Consider the following 6,660-nt stretch of genomic DNA (forward strand, 5'->3'; position numbering starts at 1 on the left):
CTCGAGGAGCAAGGGGTTCACCAGACCCAGAACATCAGGATCCAGCCGGCCACCGAGAGGGCTGTGGCGCCCCCGATGGCCATGGTGGCGGCGATCCGGCGGGGGCCGTGATCCGAGAGGCCGGCGACCGCGTAGGCGAGGCGCAGGGTCCAGAGGCTGGCGCCGACGAGGAGCAGCGCCCGGATCTCGGGCACGTAGGGGACGTCGATGCGCTCGCCCCGCAGGAAGCCGACGGTGAGGGCGGAAAGCCCGAGGAACAGGCCGCACCCCGCCACCGGGATCAGGGTCTGGACGAGGTGGTGGAAGCGAGCCCACGACCACTCGCCGAGCACTCGCGTCGCAAGCGCGACGAGCGCCGCCAGGGCGAGGCCGAGGCCGATCGCGGCGGCGGCGATGTAGGCCAGGAGCAGGCCGCCATCGAGCAGGCTGAGGACGTCGTTATGGGCCGGCTCGTTGGTGAGGAGCCACCACGGCAGCGTCGTCTCCAGCGGCCAGGCGATGCCGCGCTCGATCAGCCAGGTGGCGAGCGCCTGCTTGGCCTCGACGAACCACGGGCTCGACGACCATTGGAAGGCGCCGACCGCGAGGCCCATCATGCCGAACAGGATCAGGATGCTCTGGCCTGCATCGGGCTCGGTGCCCGCCACGTGGACGATCTCGTGGTTGGGCGAGCGACGGGCGAGGCGCACCGCTCCGCGATAGCCCGAGCAGCGCCCGCACATGTGGCAGGCGCCGGCCCCCTTCATGGTCTTCACCGCCACGAGGGGGGCGCAGGTGAAGGCCTCAGCCCGCTTGGGCCGCGGCGAGGCGGCCCAGGCCGCCCCGTCGACCTGGAAGCTCACCGGGGCGAGTTTCGCCAGCACCGCGAAGACGCCGTTGACGGGGCAGAGGTAGCGGCACCAGACCCGCTTGTCGCGGCCGTAGACGAGGCCGACCGCGATGGCTGCCACGGTGGAGCCGCCGAGGACCACCAGGACGGGTTTCGGGTAGCCGTAGACGCTGACCATCTGGCCGTAGACCGTGGTGCCGGCGAAGGCCACGAACGGCCAGCCGCCCCAGCTCAGCCAGCGCGGCACCGCCCGGCCGAGGCTCCAGCGGCTGGCGACTTCGGTCAGCGTGCCTTCGGGGCACAGGAGCCCGCACCAGGCCCGGCCGACCACCACCATGCTGAGCAGCACGAACGGCCACCAGATTCCCCAGAAGGCGAACTGCGCCGCGAGGGTGAGGTTGGACCAGAGATGGGCGGTCCGGTCCGGGAGCGGCAGAAAGGCCGGCACCGCCACGAGGACGATGTAGACCGCCACGACAGCCCATTGCAGCGCCCTGATCGTCCTCAGATGGGCGCCGAGCCAGTCGCCGAGGCGCGCAAGCCCCCGATCGAGCCGGCCGAGGCCGGTGCGGCGTCCGTCGCGCGCGTCGTCGAGGGGCAGGGTGGTCAAGCGAATCCCGCTCTACTTTGCAACCAGCGTCGCCTTGGCTTCGGGGTGGAAGTCGTCGAACACCGCGTAGGAGCCGGGATCGACGGTGCGGAACACGATCGAGGCCGTCGATCCCGCCGCGATCGCCTTCTCGCGCTTGAGGTCGGCGCTCTCGAACTCCACCGGCGAGGCGCCGGTATTGGTGATCTCGAGCTTGAACCGGGTGCCCGCCGGCACCTCGATGACGGTCGGCACGATGGTCCCGTCCCGCATCTCGACCTTGATGACCGGCAGCTCCTCGGCCCGCGCCGGCACGGAAAGGGCGAGGAGGGCGCCGAAGAGGACGGCGCGCATGGCGGCCACGGCGGAGGGAGAGGGGAGGGCGCTCAATAGGCCCCCTTCTTGTCGGTGCCGGCAAAGGTGAAGTCCTGCACGACGTCGAACGGCTTGAACCACTCGCCGACGCCGGTCTCCTTGTCGACGTGGCGGCCGAAATGCCCGTGCCTACCCGGCGGCGCGATCGTCACCTTCAGCCGGTAGCGGCCGGGGCCTGCGAGCTTGACGTTGTCGCCGTAATGCGGGCCGTCATTGGCGACCATCGGCATCAGCATGCCCGTCACCTTGGTCTCGGTCGGCTTGTCGCCGTCGAGCTTCACCACCTCGAAGGTGACGTCGAGGGCGGGCATCCAGTCGCCTTCCGCAAAGCCGTTCTTGTTGTCCTTGGCGGCGCGGATATCGGCTTCGAGGTGGATGTCGGATTCGGCCGCCGCCCGCATCATGCCGGGCGGATCCATCTCGATCGGCTGCAGGTAGACGGCGCCGACATCGATGCCCTGCTGGATCACGTGCGGACCGATCGGCACCTCCTTGGCGGAAGCGCCGCCGCCCAGAAACGCGATCAAGGCCGCGGAGAGGGCTGCGCGGCGGGTGTTTCTCAGCATGGCCCGGATCTCCACCAGAACGGCAGCCAATCCGGCCGCACACGAGGCCCGAGGGATGCGATAGGCCATCGGGGAACGGCCGCAGACATAAACCAACAGCGCCGAACTTCAATGATGAACTCGGGACGATCCTTGGACGCGACTTCGTGTCGAGCATCGATCATCACGACTCGACATGAAATTATAATAATTCCAGGCTGAAAGAATGAGAAATATCATGCCGTAACTGAGCCGTTGCTGCGCCGGCCTCACGTGCACAGAAGCCGCGACCTGCAACGGACGTCGCAGGATCGAAAATACCCAATTCCATGAGCGCAGGATGTTCGTCCTAGGAAATACATCACAGGATTTTCACCCTAGGAGAAAGAGCCTCGTCTCGGTCGAGCCGTCCCTGTGGATGCCCGCAGGGCCGGCCGAGGCCTGCGGGCCGGCATCGTGCTAGGGTCGGGCGTCGAGGCCAGGGCGGCCTGACCCCACCCCATCCGGGCTTCGGTTCGAGACGGGCAGCCGGAGCGGCGATGACGGTCTTGATCGAGATGGGCGAAGGCTTGGGTGCGGGGGCGGAGCCCGCCCGGCTCGACCTCGAGGAGCTGCTGGCGACCCGTCTCCTGGTCCAGGGCAATTCGGGCTCGGGCAAGTCGCATCTCCTGCGCCGCCTCCTCGAACAGAGCGCTGGCGCAGTCCAGCAGGTCGTGATCGATCCGGAAGGCGATTTCGTCACCCTCGCCCAGGCACACGGCCATGTCGTCGTCGACGGGGCGCATGGCGAGGCCGATCTCCAGGCGATCGCGGCACGGGTCAGGGCGCACCGGGTCTCGGTGGTGCTCGACCTCGAGAGCCTCGACGCCGAGGCGCAGATGCGCGCCGCCGCCGCCTTCCTCGGCGGGTTGTTCGAGGCCGAGCGGGCGCATTGGTATCCGGCCCTGGTCGTCGTCGACGAAGCGCAGATCTTCGCCCCCGCCGCAGCCGGGGAGGTCTCGGACGAAGCGCGAAAAGCCTCGCTCGGGGCGATGACCAACCTGATGTGCCGCGGTCGCAAGCGCGGCCTCGCCGGCGTGATCGCGACCCAGCGCCTCGCCAAGCTCGCCAAGAACGTGGCGGCCGAGGCCACCAACTTCCTGATGGGCCGGACCTTCCTCGACATCGACATGGCGCGGGCCGCCGACCTCCTCGGCCTCGACCGGCGCGGAGCCGAGCGGTTCCGCGATCTGGCGCGCGGAGAGTTCGTCGCCCTAGGGCCGGCCCTCAGCCGCCGCCCGGTGGCCCTTCGCATCGGCCCGGTCTTCACCGGATCGCGCTCGGGCTCCCCGACCCTGATCCCGCTGCCGCAGGCCGACGAGACCGACCTTCGCGCCCTGATCCTGACCCGCTCCGACGACGAGCCCGCCGCCTGGACGCCGACGCCGCGGGCACCTCCCTCGCCGCGCACCAGCCCGGCCGACCTCATGCGCGAACTCGGGCGCCATCGGCCCGAACCGGTCGAGCGCGCCCCGACGCTCACCGAAGCGGAGATCCGAACAAGCCTCGACGCGGTCCTGCGCGGCATCGCCGACGACCGCGACGCCGCCGGCCAGCCGGTGGCGGTGGTCTACCAGGACTTTTTGGTGCGCTGCCGGATGCGGGGGCTGGACGGCGAGGCGATCACCCTCTCGGCCTTCCGCCGGCGCCTCGGCGTCGCCCGCGCCGGCATCGACGAGGACGCGGCGGGCGCCGACGAGGGCGTCGATGCTCGCTGGACAGAGGCCCGCCAGGTCGCCGCCGCCCTGCCCGACGAGGTCCAGGGTCTGTTCCTGCTGCTCGCGCGCGCCGCTCTCGCCAATGAGCCCTGCCCCGGCGACGAGGCCCTGGCCCGGGCGATCGGCAGCCGTTCGCCGGGCAGGGCGCGCCGTCTCCTCGCCTATATCGAGACCCGCGGCACCATCGTCTGCCGCACCGATTTTCGCCAGAACCGCATCGTCGCCGTTCCGGCTCTGGCCTGCGAGACCGCGCCCGGGGACCCGAAGATCGCCGCATCCTCGGAGGGCGGCCTCGGGCTGTTCGCCGCCGAATAAGGCGCCCGATCTCTTCGCTCGATGCGAGGATTACGAGACCTGACTGGCCTCACACCCCGTAGAAGTCCCGGTACCATTCCACGAAGGCCGGGATGCCGCGGCTGATCGGGCATCGGGGGATCTCGCCGACGAGGGCGGCCAGAAGTCCGGTGCTGGCATGGGTGCGGGCGACGTCGCCCGGCGGCAGGGGCTTGAGGATGCGCTGCGCCGTTCGCCCGAGCGCGCGCTCCAGTTCGTCGATCATCGCGTCGAGGCGCTCGGGACGGCCGCCGCCGATATTGACGAGGCGGTAGGGCGCCACGGGGCTCAAGGAATCCTCGGGCGAGACCGGGCCGGACCCGCCCGGTGCCGGCGGAGGCGTGTCGGCGAGCCGACGGATCGCATCGACGAGGTCGTCGATATAGGTGAAGTCGCGCTCGGCCGCGCCCTCGCCGAACACCTCGATCGGCTCGCCCGCCAGGATCTTCCGCGTGAACAGGAAGAGGGCCATGTCGGGGCGTCCCCACGGTCCATAGACCGTGAAGAAGCGGAAGGCCGTGGTCGGTATCCCGAAGAGATGGCTGTAGGAATGCGCCATCGCCTCGCCGGCGAGTTTCGAGGCGGCGTAGAGCGTCAGCGGCGTCACCGCCCGGTCGGTTTCGCGGAACGGCATGGCGGTGTTTCCGCCATAGGCCGAGCTCGTCGAGGCATAGAGGAGATGGCGGACCGGGTAGGCCCGTACCGCCTCGAGCAGGTTGCCCATGCCGACGAGGTTCGCGTCGACATAGGCGCCTGGATTTTCCAGGCTGTAGCGCACGCCCGCCTGAGCCGCGAGATGGACGACGAGTTCCGGTTTCGCCCGAGCCATCGCGTCGAGGAGGGCCCCTTGTGTTTCGAGGCGAGCGTCGATCTCGGTGAAGCCGGGCTCCGGCAGAAGCGTGGCGTGCCGGGCTCGTTTGAGACCGACATCGTAATAGTCCGAGAAACCGTCGAAGCCGGTGACGGCATGCCCTTCGGCGAGCAATCTGCGGCAGAGATGAAAGCCGATGAAGCCGGCCGAACCTGTGACGAGGACGCGCATCCGGTTCCTCGGTGCGGGGAAAAAGGACGGTTTCGGCACTACAGTTTGGCGCCGATCATCTCAAGGAGCGAGAAGGCGAGGCGATATCGTCAGAGGCCGGAAGCTGGCCTGCATTTCCCGTCCTGCGGCCGAAGACGACGCGATCGCGGAATCTGTGCGTTGCAGCACGTCTGCGCAGTGCCACTTGTTTGCCGAGTCAAGAACCCCAGATATAACAACCATATGACGTCGCCGCATTCGCGACCCGAATCGGGTCGGTGCCTCCTCGGGCTTCAGTATTTCGCGAGGATACGACGCGTCTTTCGATATGAGCCTGGCTGTGCGCTGCAGCGCGAGCCCAACATCCACGAGTCTTGATACCAATGAACCAACTCGTCCGCATGTCCCAGATCGGTGAGGCCGACGCCGTCGCCGAGCCCTCCGCCGACCTGCGCGTGCCGTTCGCGCAATCGGGTGCGTTCGTCTGCAAGTTCATCATCGGCGAGCCGAACGACCAGGCCGTCTGCTGTGGCGCTCCTGTCCCCGACGGCAAGAGCTGGTGCGCGTTCCACCGGCGTATCGTGTTCGAGCCCGCTCGGCCCGGTCGCGTCCGCTAAGGCTCGTATCCGGCAGCCTCAGTCCTCCTCTTCCTCCTCGTCGTAGGGCTGGTAGCTCTGGAGGCGTCGCCCGTCGGGAAGCTCGATGGTGCGGGAACGGACGACGAGGAAGCCTGCCTCCCTCGCGGCCTCGATACGCCTCAGGCGCTCGTCGCCCCTGACCCTTTCGGGGCGCTCGAAACGGCGCGTTTCAGCTACCACGCGTGGACGCGATGTTGCTTGCCGTCTATCCACGATCTTCGGCTTCTGTCTGGCCTGAGCCACCTTCGGCCGCGGCTTGCGCTCGGGCTTGGTGTCGGTGGCTCGGCGCGAAGCGTCGGCTGCCGCTGTAGGCGCCGGTGCCGGACTGATGGCAGCGGGCTTGGGAGCAAGCACCTTGGGAGCAGGGGCCTCGCGGCTGGGCGGGTCCGTCCAGGGCTTGGCGGCAGGCTCGTTCTGAGCTTGGGCCGCCGACAGTCCGAGGGCGAGGCAGAGAAGTCCAGCCAATCCGCAGCGTCGTCGATATCGCACCGGCATCACACCGCTCCTCGTCGATATCGCGCGTCCGATCGGATGCCGCCGCGCGTCGTGAGAGGCCTCGATCCCTCATCCTAG

The 6,660-nt window shown here is 68.9% G+C and carries 7 protein-coding genes; 2 read left to right on the forward strand and 5 right to left on the reverse strand.

Features of this window, described 5'->3' with window-relative positions:
* Positions 1-17: 17 nt before the first annotated feature.
* The 3 genes from K2Y56_RS26185 to K2Y56_RS26195 are packed head-to-tail and all read right to left on the reverse strand — an operon-like array spanning position 18 to position 2,359.
* Positions 18-1,430 carry a 4Fe-4S binding protein gene (locus tag K2Y56_RS26185; RefSeq protein WP_292515060.1) on the reverse strand — a complete coding sequence of 471 codons (1,413 nt, stop codon included), beginning with the start codon at positions 1,428-1,430 and terminating at the stop codon, positions 18-20.
* A gap of 21 nt (positions 1,431-1,451) precedes the next feature.
* On the reverse strand, positions 1,452-1,772 hold the full coding sequence (locus tag K2Y56_RS26190) for a cupredoxin domain-containing protein (protein WP_292515063.1): 321 nt from the start codon (positions 1,770-1,772) through the stop codon (positions 1,452-1,454).
* Between the two features lie 32 nt (positions 1,773-1,804).
* Entirely contained in the window at positions 1,805-2,359 is a 555-nt protein-coding gene (locus K2Y56_RS26195; protein WP_292515037.1) for an iron transporter, read from the reverse strand.
* Between the two features lie 518 nt (positions 2,360-2,877).
* On the opposite strand from K2Y56_RS26195, the gene K2Y56_RS26200 reads away from it, so the two are divergent.
* The gene (locus K2Y56_RS26200) at positions 2,878-4,410 is read left to right on the forward strand and encodes an ATP-binding protein (protein ID WP_292515040.1); all 1,533 of its coding nucleotides are present in this window, start codon (positions 2,878-2,880) and stop codon (positions 4,408-4,410) included.
* Positions 4,411-4,459: 49 nt separating this feature from the next.
* Here the strand turns inward: K2Y56_RS26200 and K2Y56_RS26205 are convergent, their stop codons facing one another.
* Positions 4,460-5,470: an NAD-dependent epimerase/dehydratase family protein gene (locus K2Y56_RS26205; RefSeq protein WP_292515043.1), complete on the reverse strand. Its 1,011-nt coding sequence runs from the start codon at positions 5,468-5,470 to the stop codon at positions 4,460-4,462.
* A gap of 362 nt (positions 5,471-5,832) precedes the next feature.
* Between K2Y56_RS26205 and K2Y56_RS26210 the strand changes: the two genes are divergently transcribed.
* Positions 5,833-6,066, forward strand: coding sequence for a GcrA family cell cycle regulator (locus tag K2Y56_RS26210; RefSeq protein ID WP_292515045.1), 234 nt, complete (start codon positions 5,833-5,835; stop codon positions 6,064-6,066).
* 18 nt (positions 6,067-6,084) lie between these two features.
* Here the strand turns inward: K2Y56_RS26210 and K2Y56_RS26215 are convergent, their stop codons facing one another.
* Positions 6,085-6,582 carry a hypothetical protein gene (locus tag K2Y56_RS26215; RefSeq protein WP_292515048.1) on the reverse strand — a complete coding sequence of 166 codons (498 nt, stop codon included), beginning with the start codon at positions 6,580-6,582 and terminating at the stop codon, positions 6,085-6,087.
* Positions 6,583-6,660: the final 78 nt, after the last annotated feature.

The sequence above is a fragment of the Methylobacterium sp. genome, from assembly GCF_019745455.1.
Taxonomy (GTDB): Bacteria; Pseudomonadota; Alphaproteobacteria; order Rhizobiales; family Beijerinckiaceae; genus Methylobacterium.

Coding starts and splice junctions, on each gene's coding strand:
- K2Y56_RS26195 (WP_292515037.1), bottom strand. CDS start 2,359: ATGCTGAGAAACACCCGCCGCGCAGCCCTCTCCGCGGCCTTGATCGCG.
- K2Y56_RS26210 (WP_292515045.1), top strand. CDS start 5,833: ATGAACCAACTCGTCCGCATGTCCCAGATCGGTGAGGCCGACGCCGTC.
- K2Y56_RS26215 (WP_292515048.1), bottom strand. CDS start 6,582: ATGCCGGTGCGATATCGACGACGCTGCGGATTGGCTGGACTTCTCTGC.
- K2Y56_RS26205 (WP_292515043.1), bottom strand. CDS start 5,470: ATGCGCGTCCTCGTCACAGGTTCGGCCGGCTTCATCGGCTTTCATCTC.
- K2Y56_RS26200 (WP_292515040.1), top strand. CDS start 2,878: ATGACGGTCTTGATCGAGATGGGCGAAGGCTTGGGTGCGGGGGCGGAG.
- K2Y56_RS26190 (WP_292515063.1), bottom strand. CDS start 1,772: ATGCGCGCCGTCCTCTTCGGCGCCCTCCTCGCCCTTTCCGTGCCGGCG.